The sequence below is a fragment of the Bifidobacterium sp. LH_730 genome, from assembly GCF_056355835.1.
The window spans coordinates 158,519-175,844 of record NZ_JBKETB010000004.1; the positions used below are offsets into that span (position 1 = coordinate 158,519).

Consider the following 17,326-nt stretch of genomic DNA (forward strand, 5'->3'; position numbering starts at 1 on the left):
GGATGAACCTTTGTCCATAGGCAAATCCTATGCATCCACCCAATTCAAGGCAGATTGTTCCAACAAGAGAAAGAGACTTCAATGAGGAGAATATTCAAAGCCTTGGCTGGCGTTGCCGCGGCCGTGGCGATGCTGTTGACCGGCGGCATGATGACAGCCACCGCCAGTGCGGACGAGTCGGGGATGTTCCGCGCGGTGACGGCTGCGGAACAAACCGGCTCGGTGACGGTGCATAGAGTGAAAGATGGACAGACATACAGGGTCTACCAGATGCTGACCTTGGAAACGAACGCGGATTATTCGGCGTTCAAATACAAGGCTGCCAATGGTTGGGATGATTTTCTGACCAGTGATGCGGCTGATCCCTATGTTTCCGTTGACGCCGATGGCTATGTGACTTGGATTAAAGATTCCAATAAGGAGGAGGATGGCATCCAGGCATCTGACTCGGACAAGCGGGCGTTCGCCCAAGCTGCTCTCGCCTATGCCCAAAAACATGGCAAAGACATCGCGGACAGCGGTCACTACACTGTCGGCGCGACCGAGGGAAATTCCGAAAACGCTTCTTATCAGGACTCCAGCGAAAGCATGGGATCTGTGCGCTTCAATAACCTGCCTCTCGGCTACTACCTCGTTGAGTCGACCACGGGAGCGCTGGTAGGCCTGACAACCACTCAGCCTAGCGCTGACACGACGGACAAAAATGATGGACCGACGATAGACAAGCAAGTTCAGGAAGGTAATCAGTGGGGCGATAAAAACGACGCTGCAATTGGCGATACCGTGAACTTCAAGACCATCATCCATGTAAAGAAAGGTGCGAAGAACTATAGGCTTCATGACACGCTGAGCAAAGGACTCACGTTCAACAACACCGTCACGGTTTACGTCAATGGCACAGAAGTAGAGGCAGACGAGGACACATGGCAGTTGCTGAAGACCCCGGACCAGGGGGATACGTTCACCGTGAGCTTTGCCGACTCGTTTGTCGCTAATCTAGCAGGCACCGACATTGTCGTGACTTATTCGGCCACGGTTAGCAAAGATGCAGTTATCTCTGGCGCAGGCAATCCCAACGACACATATCTGGAGTACGGCAACAACCAGAAGACCGAGCATGACAAGACCACCACATTTGTGTGGGAGTTCAAGGTGTTCAAATACACGCAGAAGGGGAATGATCGGATTCTGCTTGCTGGAGCGACGTTCAAGCTGTCCACTGGCAGCCCCGCCACTGATGACAACACGTTGAAGTTCGTGAAGGGCCCGACCGGTGCGGATGGCGTCGACCAGTATCGCCTCGCCAAAGCCGGTGAGGAAGCGGCGTCTGAGTTCACGACTCCAGCTTCGGGAAAGATTCACCTGATTGGTCTGGACTCCGGCACTTACTACCTGACTGAGGCCAAGGCCCCATCTGGCTACGACAAGTTAGAGAACCCGGTCAAGATCGTCATCGACAGCAAAGGCAATGTGTATGTGAATGATTATTCGGCCGCTGACGAAGACAAGACGGTTGAGATTGAGAACAAGCCTGGTTCCGAACTGCCATCCGCCGGCGGCATGGGCACGACCATTCTCTATGCGACTGGCGCGGTCATTGTGATCGCCGCTGCCCTCGGCTTGGCGATCACCCTGCGCAAGCGTCGGAATGTGCGTTGATTCACGATATTTCATCTAGGGACAGCTGAATATCGATAACTGAACCCCTGATCCCGTCGGGGTTATGACGGGGCGAACCTCCATGCCGGGGTCGTCGAGCCCGCTTGGTTCCGGCCCGGGCATGGGCTTCAATCTGTTGAATTTGCAATTCGTTGGTTTCGAGGGAAAAGAGTGGTTATGACTGAATGGTCCAAGGGCCGGAGAAACCGGGGAAGTCTCGGTGGTGTGGTGGCGTTGCTCGCCGCTCTCGCCATGATGCTTACGAGCTTTGTTGCGACCGCCACGGCGGAGGCCGCGGAGTCAGCCAGCGGCGGGTCGATCACGTTCACCTACGAGCATGACAAGACCCCCATCCCCGGTGTGAGCGTGGAGCTGCATCAGGTCGCCACGTGGGACAAGAACTGGCAGGGCGAACCCACTGTTGCCTTCGAAGGATACAAGGTGAATTGGCCGTCGCTGAATGATATGTCTCAGGACGAGCTGCGCGATTTGGCGAACACGTTGGCCGGTTATGTGCGGCGCGACAACGTCGAGCCCCTGCAGAAGGGCGAGACGGATGCCAATGGCGTCCATAAGTTTAAGAATCTGCCCGACGGTCTGTATCTGATTCTCTACGGCGGCTACGCGGACGGTGACATGACCTGTGACTCCGGCGCGCTATTGGTCTCGCTGCCGACGAGCACCGACAGAGACAACACGACCGAGGGTACGAATGTCAAAGTCGAGCCGAAGACCAGCTGCACGCCCAACCCGCCGACACCGCCCGAGGAGGACGGGCATATCAAGGTCGTCAAGGTCTGGAAGGACAACGACAACGCCGACGGCAAGCGCCCCGCCAAGGTGATCGTCCAGCTGCTTAAGGACGGCGTGGTGGTCTAGGAGGTCGAGCTCAACGAGTCGAATAACTGGACGCACGAGTGGACCGATCTTGACAAAGGCCGTGAGTGGACGGTGGTCGAGAAGACCGTGCCCGATGGCTATACGACGAGCATCGATCGTGAGGGCACGACCATCACCATCGTCAACACGTATGACGAGGAGGAACCTCCCACTCCGGAGGAGCCCAATGAACCGGGTGAACCAGGCGAACCTGGGAAGCCCGGTGAGCCGGGAACCCCTGGCACTCCCGGCAAGGAGATCGGCAAGACCGGTTCGGCCATCGCAGGTGTGGTCGTGCTGGCCGTGGCTCTGGTCGTCGTCGGCGTGATCGCGCTGAGAGCGTCGCGTGGACGCGGACAGACGCGTGGGTGAGCGCGATCCCATGGTTGCATGGAAAGGCGGTTCGTCATGAGAGCCGCGTCGGGGTCGAGGCCGGTTCCCAGCGGGCGGGGCACGCGCTGGCTGGTCGCTTTCTTCGTACTGTTGCTGATCGTCGGCCTTGGGCTGATCGCGTATCCGACGGTGGCGGATTGGTGGAACCGGGCGCATCAGTCGCGTGCGGTGTCCTCGTATGTCAGGCAAACCGAGGACATGGGCAAAGCGGAGCGCAGGCAACTGCTGGGCGCGGCGCGCGAATACAACGAACGGCTCGAAACCGGCGCTCAGACGGACCAGATGGCGCGCTGGTATGACGCCATGCGCCCCTCCGACGCGGACCGGCGGTCATATGAATCCATATTGGACGTGACCGGCACCGGCATCATGGGATACGTCACGATTCCCAAGCTCAAGACCCGTCTGCCGATCTACCATGGCACAGACGACGCGGTGCTGCAGATCGCGGTCGGGCACTTGCCGGGCAGCAGTCTGCCGGTGGGTGGCAAGGGCACGCATGCCGTCGTCTCTGGGCACACCGGACTGCCGAGCGCCCGCCTGCTCACCGGCTTGGATGAGCTGCGCAAAGGCGACATATTCGCATTTCATGTGCTCGGCAGAACCCTGACCTACCAGGTCGATCAGATCAAGGTCGTGCTGCCGGACAATTTCAAGCACCTGGCCGTCGACCCCGCCAAGGACTACGCGACGCTGGTCACCTGCACGCCGTATGGCGTCAACTCGCACCGTCTGCTGGTGCGCGGCCATCGCATCCCCAACCCCGTGGCGCCCGACTCGACCGACTATGACTGGCCGGGGCGCCTGCTCTTGGCCGCGGGCGCAGGCCTCGCCGTCCTCCTTCTCATAGGTGCGGGAGCGGTCATATATCGACATATGCGTTTCGGCACGCCGCGGCATGGGCGTCATATCGCGGAACCCCTCACAATGAAAGGAGCCCATCATGGCGAATAGCACTGCGTTCAGCGCGGAGACGCGCCGGTATCTCGAGGCTCTGCCGGCCGTGGCCCGGGTGACCGACAGCCGCATCTACTACACCATGGAGTTCCGCACGCACGCCATGGAACGCTATGCCGGCGGCGACTCGCCGAGCCGGATCTTCGCGGACGCCGGCATGAGCCCCAAACTGATCGGATACAAGCGCATCGAACGCGCCTTCGCCCGCTGGCGCGAGGCCTCGGATGTCATGCCCGCTCGCCGTGAGGAGAGACGTCAGGATGCTGTCGCGGATGACGGACGCGTCGATGACGTCGGCTCGCAGGCGGATCTTTGCATCGAACTCATTGGCCGGCAATCCCTTGAAATCGCCGAACTGAAACGACAGATCGAGGTTTTGCGCGAACGGCTCGCGGACAATGGGAAGCCGGGGGAGAGTCCTGATTCCGAACCGCAGGTCGCCGTCAAAACATCCGGCGACTGATGCGGCCGTGGACATATGAATTAAATATGAGATATTTTATCTCATATTATGGATATGATATTGATCTGTGAATAAGGTCACGGCGAAATCGGCCATGGCTCGCATTCCGAGGGGCTAGGCTGGGGTATGCAAATGGAATCGCGTCGGCTCCGGAATGGACTTCACCGCCGATGCCCAGCCCGAAAGGACAGTCAACCATGACGATGCTCCAGCATGAGATCTGCGACTTCAAGGCCAAGGCCTTCCAGAACGACGACTTCCACGATGTGACCAAGGCCGATGTGCTCGGCCACTGGTCCGTGTTCTTCTTCTACCCGGCCGACTTCACCTTCGTGTGCCCGACCGAGCTCGAGGATCTGGCCGAGCATTACGGCGAGTTCAAGAACGCCGGCTGCGAGATCTACTCGGTCTCCTGCGACACCCACTTCGTGCACAAGGCTTGGCACGACGCCAACGAGAAGATCGCCAAGATCGAATACCCGATGCTCGCCGACCCGACCGCCACCCTCGCCAAGGACCTCGACACCTACAATGAGGCCGACGGCACCGCCGAGCGCGGCACCTTCATCCTCAACCCCGAGGGCAAGGTCGTGGCCTACGAGGTCATCTCCTCCAACGTCGGCCGTAACGCCGAGGAGCTGCTGCGCCGCGTGCAGGCCTCCCAGTTCGTCTATGAGCACGGCGACGAGGTCTGCCCCGCCAACTGGAAGCCCGGCGACGACACCATCGAGCCCAGCTTGGACCTTGTGGGTATGCTCTGATGACCGATACCAAGGATCTCTACGACGTCGTCGTCATCGGCGGCGGCCCCGCGGGACTGACCGCGGGCCTGTATCTGGCGCGCGCCCGCTATCGCGTGCTGATCGTCGAAAAGGCCGATTTCGGCGGTCAGATCACCATCACCCAGGAGGTCGTCAACTATCCCGGCGTGGGGCTGACCTCGGGCAAGGCTCTGACCGCGACCATGCGCCAGCAGGCCGCCGACTTCGGCGCCGAGTTCAAATCCGCCGAGGTCACCGGCCTTGAGCTCGACGGCGATGTCAAAACCGTGCACACCAGCCGAGGCGACCTCAAATGCTTCGGCGTGCTCGTCGCCACCGGTGCCTCCCCGCGCAAGCTCGGCTTCGAGGGCGAGGCGGAATATGCCGGTCGTGGCGTGGCATACTGCGCCACCTGCGACGGCGAGTTCTTCACTGGCCGCGAGGTCATCGTCATCGGCGGCGGTTTCGCCGCGGCGGAGGAGGCCGTGTTCCTCACCAAATACGCCACGAAGGTGACGATGCTGGTGCGCGAGCCCGATTTCACCTGCGACGCGTCGGTGGCCCAGCAGGCCAAGGACAATCCGAAGATCGAGGTCATCTACAACACGGTGCTCGACGGTGTCATCGCCGGTCAGGGAGGTCTGGCCGAGGCGCATATCCGCAACGTCAACACCGATGAGCCCGCCATCTGGAAGCCCTCCGACGGCGGCAGCTTCGGCGTGTTCGTCTTCGCAGGCTATGTGCCCGCCACCGGTCTGATCAAGGGTCTGGTCGACCTCGACGATCATGGTTACGTGGTCACCGACCAGTTCGGCGCGACCTCCGTGCCCGGCGTCTATGCGGCGGGTGATCTGAGGCAGAAGAATCTGCGCCAGGTCGTCACCGCCACCGCCGACGGCGCCATCGCCGCCGTCGAACTCGAGCGCTGGGCCAAGGCCAAGAGCGAGAAAACCGGTCTGGTGCCGCCCCGTCCGACGGCCACCGCCTATGAGAAGCATGAGGCCGACGCGAAGGCATCGACTCCGGCCGGCACCACGCCCTCGCCCGCCCCCTCGCGTGGCGGCGACGAGCGCAAGCCCGGCGAACTCTTCTCCGACTCGACCAAGCAGCAGCTCAAGATGGTCTTCTCCAAGATGGAGCGTCCGGTCACGCTGTCGTTGGAACTCGACGGCACCGGTCTGTCCGCCCGTCTCAAGGAGTTCGTCTCCGAGGTCGCGGGCCTGTCCGACGGCAAGGTCGTCGTGGAGCAGGCGGCCGGTCAGGCCGATGCCGACGACAACGGCCGCGCCCGCTTCGACGCCTCCGGCGTGCTGCCGGGCGCCCGCCCCTGCGTGCGCGTCGTCGTCGACGGCAAGCCCACCGGACTCGCCTTCCACGGCGTGCCCTCCGGACACGAGTTCAACTCCTTCGTGCTCGGCCTCTACAACGCCGCCGGTCCCGGCCAGCAGCTCGACGAGGATTCCGAGCAGCGCATCGCCGCGATCACCGACGAGACCGACATCATGATCCTCGTCTCCCTGACCTGCACGATGTGCCCCGAGACCGTGCTCGCCTCGCAGCGCATCGCCGCCGGCAGTGCTCATGTGAAGGCAGAGGCCTACGACGTCTCCCACTTCCCGGAGCTCAAGGACCAGTATGGCGCGATGAGCGTGCCCTGCATAGTCATCAACAGGAATGGCGAGCAGAAGGTCGAATTCGGCAAGAAGAACGTTGCGCAGATGCTCGACCTGATCGGCGCCTGAGCCTTTGCTTCGGCTCCTCTGATCGTGAGGCCGCCCCTGTTGTCGAAACGGGGACGGCCTCACTTGCATTGGATTGGCGTATGCGGCGTGCCTAGCTGACGAGATGGTTGTCATACGCGAACACGACCGCCTGCACACGGTCGCGCGCGTTGATCTTGGCGAGGATATGCGCCACATGCGTTTTGACCGTGGGCAGGGAGATGAAGAGTTTGTCCGCGATCTCCTGATTGGATAGGCCATGCGCGATCTCGACCAGCACCTCGCGCTCGCGTTCGGTCAGATCGTCGAGTTCCGGATCCGTATATGGCTTCGGTTCGGGAGCAGGCGCGGCGGCGGTGCCGTTCGCCACCATACGTTCGATGAGCCGGCGCGTGGCGGAGGGCGCGATGATCGCGTTGCCTTGGAACACGGTGCGGATCGAGCTCAGCAAGGTCTCGGGTTCCGTGTCCTTCAACAGGAATCCGGAGGCGCCCGCGTTGATCGCGGCCATCACATATTCGTCGAGATCGAAGGTCGTGAGGATGACCACGCGCGTGCGGCGCGCATCATCCGTGTTCTCGTCGGTGCCCGCGTTCAACGCCGTGATGCGGCGGGTCGCCTCAAGCCCATCCATGCCGGGCATGCGCACATCCATCAACACCACATCGGGATGCAGTTGCTCGGCCAACGCCACGGCCTGGCCTCCATCCCCTGCCTGACCGACCACCTGCATATCGGCCTGTGAGCCGATCACCATCGCGAAACCGGCGCGCACCAGCTCCTGGTCGTCGGCGATCGCCACGCGAATCCTTTGCATATCGCTCATATCTTCCAACTGTAGCGGCCTTGAGCAGGCTCCAAAGTGAAGCGAAACCCTGAATTAACCCTGAGCGCGCGCCAACTGCTGCTCGAGGCTTTCGGCCGGGGCCAACCTCGGAGAGGCCTGCGCGCCGGCATGCGCCTCGTCGGAGAAGCCGCTTTCCCGCAGCACGCCGAGCAACTGGCGCATATGCGCCAACGCCTCGCGCCCACGCCGCCCGATCGCCTCGAAGGCCGCGGCGATCGCCTCCGGCGAAGGCGAGGGCGCGGGAGAGTCCGCGTCCGTCTGACCATGCCCTCGCCCCTCGAACAGCGCGAGCCCCGCGTCCGCCTGCATGACAACGGTGTCCAGCGTGGCGGAGACCTCGGCCTGGATCGCCGCTCCGATGCGCTCCCGCTCAAAATTGGCGGACAGCACCTTGACCCGCTCCTGTTCGGCCCGCAACGCCTCCTCGCGCTGACGCAGCACCAACGCGTTCGAGCCACGCGAACGAGCCCACAGCGCCGACGCCACGCAACCCATGCCCATCACGAACACCATGCCGCCCGGGAACGCGGCGCTGAGCAGAATCGCCATGCGCCGCGTGCCGTCGCCGCCATAGCCCGCCATGAAGGCGAGAAGAGTGTCATAGCCGTTCCATCCGGCCATCACCTTCGCGCCGAACAGCGCCGAATCGACGGCCAGCGCCACGATCACCCAACGCCGTACCTGGGGACGGCCATAGAGCACCGCCGAATACACCGACACCAACGCGAAGACATTCAACCCCAGAACCGAGGGCAGCACCATGAGCTGCAACGCCGCCGCCACGGCCATCGCCAGCGCGCTGGCCTCCGGGAAACGCCGCCGGAACGCCAGCGGCAACAGTATCACCGCGGTGATTATCGCCGCAGGCACGACGCCCCAGCCCGGCATATAGATCAGTGGGTCGCCGGAAACCGCCATGCCGTTGAGTGTGGAGGGGAAGAACATCACGGCCACGAAGGCCGCCTCCAGCATATCCACCAGCACATAATGGCGTTCCGTCCAGCGAGAGGTCAGTTCGATCCAGTTGGCGTCGGCGTCGTCGCCTTGGGCGAAGGTACGCGACCGCAGCACACGGAGCATCGAGCGCAGGCGGTCGATGAATTCCGCCATCGATCGGTGTGCGGATGCGGCTGGTGCGGTGGTTGGGTCGTCCATGCGGCCGTCCCCGGACTGGTCCAACTTGACGGTGGACGTGGCCGCGCCGGGTGCAAAGGGCAGGGCGGCGGCGACCCGGAACACGCCGCTGGAACCGGGGCCGGCCTCAAGCGTGCCGCCGACCGCCGTGACGCGCTCGCGCATGCCGATCAGTCCGTATCCGGGCTGGTGCCCGTCGACGGTTGACTTCGCGCCGCGTCCGTCGTCGGATACCGTGATCGACAGACCGTCGCCGGTCCATCGCTCATCGATCGTCACCTTCGCGCCCGGTCCGGCGTGCCTGCGCGCATTGCTCAGCGCCTCCTGCACCAAGCGGTATACGGCAGTGCCCGCGGCGGGGGAGAGCAGATCCGGGCGCGCCTGGCCGTCGATCCGGCGCGTCACCGGAATGCCTGCGCCATCGAGCAGCGCGGATATGGCGTGGTATCCGATGCGGTCGTCCGAGGGCTGCGCGCCGGTTGGTTCGGATGCATTGGCAGCGCTGGGCATACCGATTGCAACGGCTGCGGCGTTGGCGTTGGCGCTGTTTGCCCTGCCTGCGCCTGCATGAAACGCATCGACCGGACCGGTCGCCGGATCGACCTCATACGTCGTGCCGACCGTGCCGAAAAGGCGCCGCATATCCTGTTTCGCGCGCACGGCCTCGCGGCGGATCGTATGCATCGTGTCGCGCGCCAGTGCCAGATCATGCGTGCCCGCATATCGCCCGCCATCCGACTGGATGATGATCGTCGACAGCGTATGCGCAACCACATCATGCATATCGCGGGCGATGCGCGCACGCTCGGCCAACGCCGCGATGCGACGGTCCTCGTCCTGTCGCGCCTCGATCGCGGCGTTGCGCTCGCGCATCGCCCGCGTCGTCGCCAGACGCGAACGCTTCCAATAGCCCATCACCGCCACCGACAGCACCGTCAGTGCCATGAACGGCAGCATCGTGACCGCGTCACGCACGATTTTCTCGCCGCAGGTCGCCGCATAGGGGACGGCGGCCGTGGCCTGCATCGCCGGACAGACCGGCATCGTGGAGCCCGTCGGCAGCCATGACGTCCGCCAGAGGGCGAAATCCCGTCCCTCGGGGAACATCGGGCCCAGATTGATCGCCACCGACCATATGAAGGACGTCAGCGTGACCATCGCCAGCGCCACGACGACGAAACGGCCCGAGCCGCGCCGCTCGCCATAAGCCAGCACCGAATACAGCATGATCAGCGAGCATATGTCGCCGAAGGTGATCAACGGTCCTAGGAACAGATGGGGTATCGTGACGGCGACATACAGCCATGCCGCCATCCGCGGACGCCAACGGCGCATCGCCAGCGGCACGGCGGTCGGCAGCGTCCACCAGACCAGATCGGCGTTCGAAGCGTTGAACAGCAGGCCGGCCGAGAAACCCACCGTGGTGGACGCCGCGAACGGCACGCTGAGGAACATCAGCACGACGGCCAGCAGCGTGTCCACCGCCAGCACGTCGCGATCAAGCCATGCCAAGGCGCGTCGGAACGGATTCATGGTTCATAGCCTAATCCGGCGCGCGGGGTCCGCGCGATAATCCCCAAGGCCGATTTCGTTGCGCGGATGAGTTATAGTGCGAACGAAACGCCCGAGGAATAGGAGGGATATGACGCTGCTGCACACCTACTATGTGCCCGGACTGGCCGTCGAGGAACATGCCATCGACGTGCCGCTGGATTGGAGCGGACGCGAACCCGGCGCGGGATTCGACGGGGAGACGATCCGCCTGTTCTACCGTGTGCTGACCTCGCCCGAGAACGTGCGCGCCGACCTGCCGCTGCTGGTCTTCCTGCAGGGCGGTCCCGGCGGCGAAGGGCCCCGCCCGCTCGACCCGACCTCCGATGGCTGGATCGCCGAGGCCATCAGGCATTTCCGCGTGATCCTGCCCGACCAGCGCGGCACCGGACGCTCCAACCGCATCGACACGCACACTATGGCGGCGCTCGCCGACTCCGACGATGGCGCTGCGGCGCAGGCCGCGTATCTCAAGCATTTCCTCGCCGACTCGATTGTGCGGGACTTCGAGCACCTGCGCTTGACCGAATTCGGCGGACGTCGATGGGTGACGCTTGGACAAAGCTATGGCGGCTTCCTCACACTGAGCTACCTCTCCCTGTTCCCCGAGAGCGTCATCGCCTCGTTCACCACCGGCGGCATCCCGCATGTGCCGGCCGACGCCACCGAGGTCTATGAGCACACCTTCCCGCGCATGGCGCGCAAAACCGCGCAGTTCTACGAGCGCTATCCGCAGGATGTCGAGCGCGTGGCCGCCGTTGCCTACCGGCTGCCGGCCGCTGGCGAGGTGCGGCTTGGTGAGGACGGGCACTGGGTGTCTGTTGATGGACGCGAAGTTCCGCTACTGCCCAACGGTGACCCATTCACCGTCGAACGTTTGCAGTGCCTTGGCTCCGACTTCGGTATGAAGCCGAGTTTCGAACGCGTCCACTGGATTCTTGACTCCGCCTTCCTCGACGGTGACGGTTCGGCCTCGGCGGATTCGCCGCTCTCCGACGAATTCCTCGCCAAGGTGATGACCGCCACCTCCTCGCGTCCGCTCTACTGGCCGCTGCAGGAGTTCATCTACGCCGACGGAGACCTATGGTCCCCGATCCGCTGGGCTGCGCAGCGTGTGCGCGATACTCACCCTGAATTTGATGCGGGCCGACGACCGCTGCTGTTCACCGGCGAGGCGATGTTCCCGTGGATGTTCGAACAGGAAGCCGCGCTGCGTCCGTTCAAGCCGGCCATGGACCTGCTCATGGAGGACATGCATTTCGGGCGGCTCTACGACCTCGCGCAGCTCGCCCGTAACGAGGTGCCGCTGCAGTCCGCCGTTTACTTCGACGATATGTACGTCGATTCGGGGATGCAGCTCGACACGCTCTCCCGCATCGGCCGCTCCCACTACTGGACCACCAACGAGTTCGAACACGACGGCCTGCACGGCTCCGTCGTATTTGGCCGCCTCTGGCAAGAGGCCCTCAACCGCGGCGACCTGCAGGAACTCTTCTAAGCTGGAATAGCCATTTATCCTCCCTCTGATGAGGGAGGTGGCGCGCGCAGCGCGACGGAGGGAGAGACCCACGCGTATTGCCACAACACGCATCATCTACCCCTCCGCCGCTTCGCGGCACCTCCCCTCCAAGGGGAGGAAATGACGAAAGGATTTCAAACATGACCATCGGATTCATCGGATACGGCAACATGGCCCAGGCCATCGCAAAGGGCTGGGTCGAGTCTGGCGTCGTGCCGGCGACCGATATCGTCGCCTGCGCCGCGCACTACGACAAGCTCAAGGAGAACGCGGCCAAACTCGGCGTGCGTTCCTTGGTCGATGCGGCCGAAGTCGTGGCCGCGGCCGATACCATCATCGTGGCCATCAAGCCATATCAGATCGAAGCAGTGCTCGGCCCCTTGGCGGCGCAGCTCGCCGACCCGGCCAAGATGATCGTCTCCATCGCCGCCGGTTGGAATCTGGAACGCTACCAAGCGTTGCTGGGTGCGGATGCGCATATCCAGTGCACGATTCCGAACACGCCGATGGCTGTCGGCAAAGGCGTGCTCGTCACCGAGGCCGCCAACACGCTGACCGGGGCGCAGACGGAGTCCTTCGAGCGTCTGTTCGCGCCGATCAGCCTCATCGAGCGCGTCGACACCGCGCATATGGATATCGCCATGGTCATCGCCGGCTGCGCGCCCGCCTTCACCGATATGTATCTGGAGTCCCTGGGCGACGCGGGCGTCAAGCACGGCCTGCAGCGCGCTGCCGCGTATCGCCTTGCCGCACGCATGATCGAAGGCACCGGTGCGCTGCATCTGGCGACGGGCGACCATCCGGGCGCGATGAAGGATGCCGTCTGCTCGCCCGGCGGCACCACGATCAAGGGCGTTGCCTCGCTCGAGGAAAGCGCGTTCCGTGGCGCCGTCATCAAAGCCGTCGACGCCATCGTCGGCTGAACGCTTCCTTGTCACACTGAGCGCCCCTATTGTCATGCTGAGCGGAGTCGAAGCATCTCGCACCACGGGATCCTTCGACTCCGGCCTCCGGCCTTCGCTCAGGATGACATAACAGAACACCGCCACGGTTGACGTGGCGGGAATGTAGGCTGTGAACCATGTCTCTTACCATCGGAATCGTCGGACTGCCCAATGTCGGCAAGTCCACCATGTTCAATGCCCTGACCCGCAACAACGTGCTCGCGGAGAACTATCCCTTCGCCACCATCGAGCCGAACGCCGGCGTCGTGCCGCTGCCGGACGACCGCCTGCCCGTGCTCGCCAAGCTCGTGCACACCGAGAAGATCGTGCCCGCCACCGTCACCTTCGTCGATATTGCCGGCATCGTCAAGGGCGCCTCCGAGGGCGAGGGCCTGGGCAACAAGTTCCTCGCCAACATCCGCGAGGCCGACGCGATCTGCGAGGTCGTGCGCGCCTTCGAGGACGATGACATCGTGCACGTCAACGGACACGTCGACCCGGCCGACGACATCGACACGATCAACACCGAGCTGATCCTCGCCGATATGCAGACCATCGAAAACGCGCTGCCCAAGCTCGAGAAGGATCTGCGCGGCAAGAAGATCGAACCGGAATACATGGAGGCCGTCAAGAAGGCCAAGACCATCCTCGAGGCCGGCGAAACGCTTGACAAGGCCGCGCGTGAGGGCCGTTTCGACAAGGAATCGGTCTATGATCTGCACCTGATGACCGCCAAGCCGTTCATCTACGTGTTCAATGTGGATGATGCCGAGCTGGCCAACGACGAGCTCAAGAAGAAGCTCGCCGATTCCGTGGCGCCGGCGCCCGCGATCTTCCTCAACGCGCAGTTCGAGGCCGACCTGACCGAACTCGACGAGGCGGACGCCCGCGAGATGCTTTCCGACGCCGGCCTGTCCGAATCCGGCCTCGACCAGCTGGCGCGCGTCGGCTACGACACGCTCGGTTTGTCCACCTTCCTCACCGCCGGCGAGAAGGAAGTGCGCGCCTGGCAGATCCACAAGGGCTACACCGCCCCGCAGGCCGCCGGCGTCATCCACACCGACTTCGAAAAGGGCTTCATCAAAGCCGACATCGTCTCCTACGACGACTTCGTCGCCGCTGACGGCTCGATGACGAAGATCAAGGAGGAGGGCAAGCTCCGCCAGGAAGGCCGCGACTACGTCATGGCCGACGGCGATATCGTCGAGTTTAAATTCAACGTGAGCAAGGGCAAGTAACTAGCTTCTGAAAACGGCGTTTTTCCAACGATTCCAGTCTCCGGAGCGTTGGAAATGCGCCGTTTTTGCGTTTAACAGGAATGGCGGTTTATTCCACGTTTCTGGCCGTTTGTCACTTGGATAAGGTGCCCTTAAGGTGCCCTCCAGAGCAGACAACGGAGGCATCATGGCGGAGACGAGACGACGCACCAAGGGCGCGGGAAGCGTGTTCCGTGACAAGAACGGCACATGGCATTTCCGGCGCGAACTCGGAGCCGACCCGGCGACGGGCAAGCCCAGACGCATCGAGGCGAAGGGAAAGACCAAGGCAGAGGCCCGCGAGCGCTTCGAGGCGAAGGTGGCGGAGATGGAGCGCACCGGCCTCATGCCCGGCGCGAAGTCGCCCTATCTGAAGGATTACGTGGAGCGCTGGCTTGAGGACTACAGGACTCGCGTCAAGCCGACCACCTACCGCAACCGCGCGGGAAGGCTCGCGGCCTGCTGCGAGATCATCGGGCACGTCAGGCTCAAGGATCTGACCGCCGAACACATCCGCGTCTGCACGCGCACATTAGGCAAGAGGCTCGCGTCAAGCACCACCAAGGACTGTTTCGTGAGCCTGAAGATGGTGCTCGACCAGGCGGAGCTGGAGGAACTGATTCCCATCGACCCGTGCCGCAGGGTGCGGCCTCCGCGCGTGGAGCAGAGGATCGTGGACGTGCTCGGCCCGGAGCAGCCGAAGCGCATGATCGAGGCGGCGGCATCGATGCCGCAGGCGCGGCGCGGCAAGCGGCAGACGGACGAGGATCTGGAGATGTGGTCCTTGTTGTTCGAGCTGGCGTTCGAGACCGGCATGCGAGAGGGCGAGCGGTACGCGCTCATGCCCTACGAGCTGGAGCTGCGCGACGGCCAGCCCGGCATTCACGTGCGACAGCAGTTGCAGCGGTATGGCAGGCCGGAGAACGTGGTGATACCGAACTGGCTGGAGGCCGAGCATATCGGTGGCTCATTGTGGCTGACCACGCCGAAGACGCGATCCGCCGACAGGTTCGTGCCGATCGGCGTCCGACTGTGGGATAGGCTGTGGGCGTGGATCCGTGCGAACGGCATCGACATGCGCGACTTCGTGTTCACTTCGGCTCGCGGGAACCCGGTGTGCGGCAGCACGGAGCGATACCAGTGGATGAAGGCGTTGAAGGCGGCTGGCCTGCCACAGGTGAAGATCCACTCCGCCCGCCATTGGATGGCGACGATGGCCGCGAGGGCGAACATGCCCGACGACGCGCGCATAGCGATCATGGGCCACACGAGCATGCAGATGACCATGCAGTACACGCATCGCGACGCGGCATCATTGGGCCAGCTCATGGCGGCTGCGATCCCGGATCTCGGCGGCGAAGTCGTGGAGGCCGAAGTCATCGAGGAGTAGGTGCAATAAAGGAATGCGCCGCGTGGTAGTTGAACCTCGCGGCGCATTCCCGTAATAGGGTCACTCGAATTTGGCCGTTCCGTCAGCCGGGCATGACGCGACTTCCTGACCATCGATATTCAGTACGGCAGACCATTCCGTTCCGACATTTCCCTTGATTGCATTCGACGGCAATGCTGTGACAAAAGTTCCGTTCTGGATCGTTGACTCATCCCACGACCCATAGTTCTTCTGCTTGCTGTTACCCATGTTGTATATGTAGCGATAGGTTTCACCGGTGGACACAACGTTCTTGAAGCCAAGCTGTGTCGTGACGGATCCTTTTATCGTGATGAAGTATCCGTAGTCGTTTGCCGCTTCGATTTGGTCATTGCCAGGAATTTCGACGCCGATATAGTCTCCGCTGGTATCCAGCGCCACCGATGGCAGTCTCGAATCGGTTCCGGTGCATTCGCTTTTCAGCCCGGAAGGCAGTGGCGTTGCACCAAGCTCGGCCAATGCTTCTTCTTTCCGTTGCTCGTTTCTTGCAGCTTCCGCAGCCTTATCAGCCTCGCTTTGGCCGCATGCCGAAAGCCCGAAGACGAGCGCCACGCATGATATTGCCGCTATGACTATCGATGGTTTTGATCTCATGGTTTTCACCTGTATATAAGTGCGCTGACGTTTCTATTCTGCAGCGAAGTAGATGCAAGACTACCTCGCTGCTGTTCCAGCACTTGTCGGTAGTCTCCAAGCACCTGCATCGTTACGCCCAGCTCGACGGCCATGCGATATGACTCTCCGTCATATACTGACTCGGCAATCTGGTATTCGATGGGTGAGATGAGCGTCAGCGCTGTTTCCTTTCGTGTCCGATGCTCGGCCCTCATGTTGGCGATGCCGCCGCATCCTGCATCGTGATGACGTGCGTGGATTATCTCGTGCTGCAACGTGCAGAGCTTTTGTCTGTCGTTGAGCCTGTTGTGCAGGACGATGAGGCGCAGCCCGTCGCAGTAGTAGCCGTTCATTCCCCTGGGCAGTGTGTCCTCTTCGACGCGCAGCCCCATGCCCCAGGCCTGCGCGTACAGGGAATCGATATCAGTCGTCTGGCGTCTCGCTTTCTATGTCACGGTTGGGATCCATGTTCGCCGCGATGTCGAACTGTCTTGGGTCTACAGCGATGCCGCCCGTTGTCTGCGAAATATTATCAATGTGCTCGGAATCGCTGGAACCTAGGGCATTGCGGAACAGGTCACGTAGCGACATGTTGTTGGCTCTGGCGATATGCTCGCAGTCACTCATGGTCAGCGGCGCATCGTAACGCGCGCGCACGTACCAGTAATTCTGTCCCATTCCGCACTTCTTCGCGAAATCGACTGCGTTCAATCCGCTCTTCACCTGCAATCTTTTGCAGTAGTCCATAACCAGCTTCGCGCCGGCTGTCACTTCTGTGTTCGGTTTGCTGCCCATTCCAAACATTTTATCCAATTGCGCAGAAAATGTGAAATTACTCAATTGCGTAAAACTATGGATTATGCAATTGAGTAAATTCTGAAACTGTCAGCTTTCAGGAACGCGCAACACACGACGAAGGGAGGTGTTGGAGAGTGAGCGATTCCACATTGATGCGAGACAACCTGCGCGGCGAAATGGCACGTAGGCACAAGACCAAGGCAGACGTTGCCGAAGCGTTGGGCTGCAGCCCGCAGTATGTGGGGCAGAAACTCAACGGCGACAGCGATTTCACGATGAGCGACATGGAGCATCTGGCCGGATTGTTCGACCTGACTTTGCTGCAGCTGCTCATGCTTCTGCTCCAGCCCATCGACAGCATCAAACAGATCAACCAATGAAAATGCCGCCGGTACCAGCG

15 protein-coding genes and 1 pseudogene are annotated in these 17,326 nt (G+C 62.2%); 11 read left to right on the forward strand and 5 right to left on the reverse strand.

Translation table 11 applies throughout. The features are described 5' to 3' along the window. Nucleotides 1-81 precede the first annotated feature (81 nt). The 6 genes and pseudogenes from AC1AUD_RS07080 (at nt 82) to AC1AUD_RS07105 (ending at nt 6,854) form a co-directional block, all read left to right on the forward strand. A complete protein-coding gene (locus AC1AUD_RS07080; protein WP_476573422.1) occupies nt 82-1,659 on the forward strand; it encodes a SpaH/EbpB family LPXTG-anchored major pilin in 1,578 nt (525 codons plus the stop codon). 636 nt (nt 1,660-2,295) lie between these two features. Beyond that, nucleotides 2,296-2,910, forward strand: a pseudogene (locus AC1AUD_RS07085) (Cna B-type domain-containing protein). Nucleotides 2,911-2,946: 36 nt separating this feature from the next. Continuing rightward, nucleotides 2,947-3,885 (forward strand): class C sortase, encoded by a 939-nt coding sequence (locus tag AC1AUD_RS07090; RefSeq protein ID WP_476573424.1) that lies wholly within the window; start codon nt 2,947-2,949, stop codon nt 3,883-3,885. Then, nucleotides 3,875-4,351, forward strand: a complete 477-nt coding sequence (locus AC1AUD_RS07095) for a hypothetical protein (RefSeq protein WP_476573426.1) — start codon at nt 3,875-3,877, stop codon at nt 4,349-4,351. Before AC1AUD_RS07090 ends, AC1AUD_RS07095 begins: the two co-directional genes overlap by 11 nt. A 197-nt stretch (nt 4,352-4,548) precedes the next feature. Then, nucleotides 4,549-5,112 carry an alkyl hydroperoxide reductase subunit C gene (gene ahpC / locus AC1AUD_RS07100; protein ID WP_476573428.1) on the forward strand — a complete coding sequence of 188 codons (564 nt, stop codon included), beginning with the start codon at nt 4,549-4,551 and terminating at the stop codon, nt 5,110-5,112. Beyond that, on the forward strand, nt 5,112-6,854 hold the full coding sequence (locus tag AC1AUD_RS07105; RefSeq protein WP_476573430.1) for an FAD-dependent oxidoreductase: 1,743 nt from the start codon (nt 5,112-5,114) through the stop codon (nt 6,852-6,854). Before ahpC ends, AC1AUD_RS07105 begins: the two co-directional genes overlap by 1 nt. 91 nt (nt 6,855-6,945) lie before the next feature. Here AC1AUD_RS07105 and AC1AUD_RS07110 read toward each other — a convergent pair whose 3' ends face one another. Then, nucleotides 6,946-7,659 carry a response regulator gene (locus AC1AUD_RS07110; RefSeq protein ID WP_476573432.1) on the reverse strand — a complete coding sequence of 238 codons (714 nt, stop codon included), beginning with the start codon at nt 7,657-7,659 and terminating at the stop codon, nt 6,946-6,948. 54 nt (nt 7,660-7,713) lie between these two features. Then, entirely contained in the window at nt 7,714-10,347 is a 2,634-nt protein-coding gene (locus AC1AUD_RS07115) for a sensor histidine kinase (protein WP_476573434.1), read from the reverse strand. A gap of 109 nt (nt 10,348-10,456) precedes the next feature. Here AC1AUD_RS07115 and AC1AUD_RS07120 point away from each other — a divergent pair, with 109 nt between their 5' ends. The 4 genes from AC1AUD_RS07120 (at nt 10,457) to AC1AUD_RS07135 (ending at nt 15,474) form a co-directional block, all read left to right on the forward strand. Then, on the forward strand, nt 10,457-11,863 hold the full coding sequence (locus AC1AUD_RS07120) for an alpha/beta fold hydrolase (protein WP_476573436.1): 1,407 nt from the start codon (nt 10,457-10,459) through the stop codon (nt 11,861-11,863). Nucleotides 11,864-12,024: 161 nt separating this feature from the next. Further along, nucleotides 12,025-12,807: a pyrroline-5-carboxylate reductase gene (gene proC, locus AC1AUD_RS07125; protein ID WP_476573438.1), complete on the forward strand. Its 783-nt coding sequence runs from the start codon at nt 12,025-12,027 to the stop codon at nt 12,805-12,807. A 158-nt stretch (nt 12,808-12,965) separates the two neighbouring features. Next, nucleotides 12,966-14,066, forward strand: coding sequence for a redox-regulated ATPase YchF (gene ychF / locus AC1AUD_RS07130; protein WP_476573440.1), 1,101 nt, complete (start codon nt 12,966-12,968; stop codon nt 14,064-14,066). 166 nt (nt 14,067-14,232) lie between these two features. Next, on the forward strand, nt 14,233-15,474 hold the full coding sequence (locus AC1AUD_RS07135) for a tyrosine-type recombinase/integrase (RefSeq protein ID WP_476573442.1): 1,242 nt from the start codon (nt 14,233-14,235) through the stop codon (nt 15,472-15,474). A 60-nt stretch (nt 15,475-15,534) separates the two neighbouring features. On the opposite strand, the gene AC1AUD_RS07140 is transcribed toward AC1AUD_RS07135, so the two are convergent. The 3 genes from AC1AUD_RS07140 to AC1AUD_RS07150 are packed head-to-tail and all read right to left on the reverse strand — an operon-like array spanning nt 15,535 to nt 16,923. Beyond that, on the reverse strand, nt 15,535-16,065 hold the full coding sequence (locus tag AC1AUD_RS07140) for a hypothetical protein (RefSeq protein ID WP_476573444.1): 531 nt from the start codon (nt 16,063-16,065) through the stop codon (nt 15,535-15,537). A gap of 47 nt (nt 16,066-16,112) precedes the next feature. Next, nucleotides 16,113-16,520 carry an ImmA/IrrE family metallo-endopeptidase gene (locus AC1AUD_RS07145; RefSeq protein WP_476573445.1) on the reverse strand — a complete coding sequence of 136 codons (408 nt, stop codon included), beginning with the start codon at nt 16,518-16,520 and terminating at the stop codon, nt 16,113-16,115. A 31-nt stretch (nt 16,521-16,551) separates the two neighbouring features. Beyond that, complete coding sequence (locus tag AC1AUD_RS07150; RefSeq protein WP_476573447.1) at nt 16,552-16,923, reverse strand: XRE family transcriptional regulator; 372 nt, start codon at nt 16,921-16,923, stop codon at nt 16,552-16,554. 137 nt (nt 16,924-17,060) lie between these two features. Between AC1AUD_RS07150 and AC1AUD_RS07155 the strand changes: the two genes are divergently transcribed. Then, nucleotides 17,061-17,306 (forward strand): XRE family transcriptional regulator, encoded by a 246-nt coding sequence (locus AC1AUD_RS07155; RefSeq protein ID WP_476573449.1) that lies wholly within the window; start codon nt 17,061-17,063, stop codon nt 17,304-17,306. Nucleotides 17,307-17,326 lie beyond the last annotated feature (20 nt).

What these genes read in the sequence shown, in the direction of transcription:
- AC1AUD_RS07080 (WP_476573422.1), top strand. Translation starts at nt 82, where the DNA reads ATGAGGAGAATATTCAAAGCCTTGGCTGGCGTTGCCGCGGCCGTGGCG.
- AC1AUD_RS07090 (WP_476573424.1), top strand. Translation starts at nt 2,947, where the DNA reads ATGAGAGCCGCGTCGGGGTCGAGGCCGGTTCCCAGCGGGCGGGGCACG.
- AC1AUD_RS07095 (WP_476573426.1), top strand. Translation starts at nt 3,875, where the DNA reads ATGGCGAATAGCACTGCGTTCAGCGCGGAGACGCGCCGGTATCTCGAG.
- ahpC (WP_476573428.1), top strand. Translation starts at nt 4,549, where the DNA reads ATGACGATGCTCCAGCATGAGATCTGCGACTTCAAGGCCAAGGCCTTC.
- AC1AUD_RS07105 (WP_476573430.1), top strand. Translation starts at nt 5,112, where the DNA reads ATGACCGATACCAAGGATCTCTACGACGTCGTCGTCATCGGCGGCGGC.
- AC1AUD_RS07110 (WP_476573432.1), bottom strand. Translation starts at nt 7,659, where the DNA reads ATGAGCGATATGCAAAGGATTCGCGTGGCGATCGCCGACGACCAGGAG.
- AC1AUD_RS07115 (WP_476573434.1), bottom strand. Translation starts at nt 10,347, where the DNA reads ATGAATCCGTTCCGACGCGCCTTGGCATGGCTTGATCGCGACGTGCTG.
- AC1AUD_RS07120 (WP_476573436.1), top strand. Translation starts at nt 10,457, where the DNA reads ATGACGCTGCTGCACACCTACTATGTGCCCGGACTGGCCGTCGAGGAA.
- proC (WP_476573438.1), top strand. Translation starts at nt 12,025, where the DNA reads ATGACCATCGGATTCATCGGATACGGCAACATGGCCCAGGCCATCGCA.
- ychF (WP_476573440.1), top strand. Translation starts at nt 12,966, where the DNA reads ATGTCTCTTACCATCGGAATCGTCGGACTGCCCAATGTCGGCAAGTCC.
- AC1AUD_RS07135 (WP_476573442.1), top strand. Translation starts at nt 14,233, where the DNA reads ATGGCGGAGACGAGACGACGCACCAAGGGCGCGGGAAGCGTGTTCCGT.
- AC1AUD_RS07145 (WP_476573445.1), bottom strand. Translation starts at nt 16,520, where the DNA reads ATGGGGCTGCGCGTCGAAGAGGACACACTGCCCAGGGGAATGAACGGC.
- AC1AUD_RS07150 (WP_476573447.1), bottom strand. Translation starts at nt 16,923, where the DNA reads ATGGGCAGCAAACCGAACACAGAAGTGACAGCCGGCGCGAAGCTGGTT.